Consider the following 1,278-nt stretch of genomic DNA (forward strand, 5'->3'; position numbering starts at 1 on the left):
TGAAGAGCGTTACCTGATCGGCCTGCTGATTTCCAAACACTACAGCCGTATTGATATGCTGGCTGATCATTACGATATCCACATCGCAACCGCTCGTAAGTGGGCGCTGGATGTTAACAACGGCACGATGGTTTATGGTGCTGTTGTTCCTACTCCAGTGATGGATCGTAAAGCAATTCTGCTGGCTGAACTGGCTGAGATTGAACGTCTCGAAGAAGAAGAGCGTCGTTCGACTTACACCATTCACCTGACTCAAAGCGTCTCTGGTACTGCGTATCACAAAATTAGCTGGCAGGTTGTTGAAGCTGCGGTTAAGAACCCACAAGCGAAAACGATCAGCGTGCTCGGTGCTGGTGCTGAATGGGAAGGTAACGCTAAGATGCGTAACGAAGTGTTCAGTCAGTTAGTTGTTCTGTCAGCGGCTCTGAAAATCAAAATCACTTTGGATGGCAAAGAAGCGAAAGTGTAAGTGGTATACTCAAGCTCACTGTAACAGGTGGGCTTTATGAATATCATTAAATGAGGTCGAGATTATGGCGAGCAAAAAGAAACTGAAAAAGAAAATCAAACAGCTCGAAGAAGATATGATGATCATGGAAGGCGTGATGGACACACAACACGAAATCATCGAAAGCTACCGTGCTCAGTTCGGTGATTTCGAAGAAGAATTAATTCAGTCTGGAAACTTTTTTAAACAGGCTGTACCGACTCTCCACTAAGAAGTCCTCAAAACCCCCAAAGAAGAACTGACTCATGCTTACTCCCCGTAGGCATTATGGCAGTCCTTTTCCTCAAACGGGGGCTGCCTAACTGTGTCTAGCGTATTTTGTTGAACGTGAGTATCTTGTTCAAGCCCCTGACGTAGGGGTTTTTTAGAAAATACTTTCATCGTATTTCTTGAACGTCCTGATAACATTGTTCAAGCCCTGAAATCAAGAGCAGGGTCTTTTTAGAATGCTATCTAAAACAAGAGGGTCGAGTTATGTCAGAACGTGTATTAGCAGCAATCGTTGGATCTCCTACACCAAAAGAAGAACTGGAAGGTTCAATGGAAGTTCTGGAGCGTGAAACGCTTCGTATTCGTCGTGAGCAAGAGAAGAAAATTCTCAAGCCATCATATCAAGAATTGGTTGCCCGTAACAATGCGAAAGGCAAAACAGTTCGTAAAACTCAAGTGACAATCCCGACTCAGACAGTTCTCAAAACTGTCTATGTACGCAAGGTTGTCAAAGAAGCAACAATCGATCGTCCTGCTGAATATGCTCTCGTAGCTGTTAA

General features: G+C 44.2%; 3 protein-coding genes. All 3 read left to right on the top strand.

Annotated elements, in window-relative coordinates; genetic code table 11:
* On the top strand, positions 1–469 hold a 469-nt coding region (locus tag N1032_RS23300; protein ID WP_259542728.1), incomplete at its 5' end, for a hypothetical protein.
* 64 nt (positions 470–533) lie between these two features.
* Positions 534–719 carry a hypothetical protein gene (locus tag N1032_RS23305; RefSeq protein WP_259542729.1) on the top strand — a complete coding sequence of 62 codons (186 nt, stop codon included), beginning with the start codon at positions 534–536 and terminating at the stop codon, positions 717–719.
* Between the two features lie 263 nt (positions 720–982).
* A partial coding sequence (locus tag N1032_RS23310) for a hypothetical protein (RefSeq protein ID WP_259542730.1) occupies positions 983–1,278 on the top strand: 296 nt, incomplete at its 3' end.

Source organism: Herbiconiux daphne (genome assembly GCF_024979295.1).
Taxonomy (GTDB): Bacteria; Actinomycetota; Actinomycetes; order Actinomycetales; family Microbacteriaceae; genus Herbiconiux; species Herbiconiux daphnes.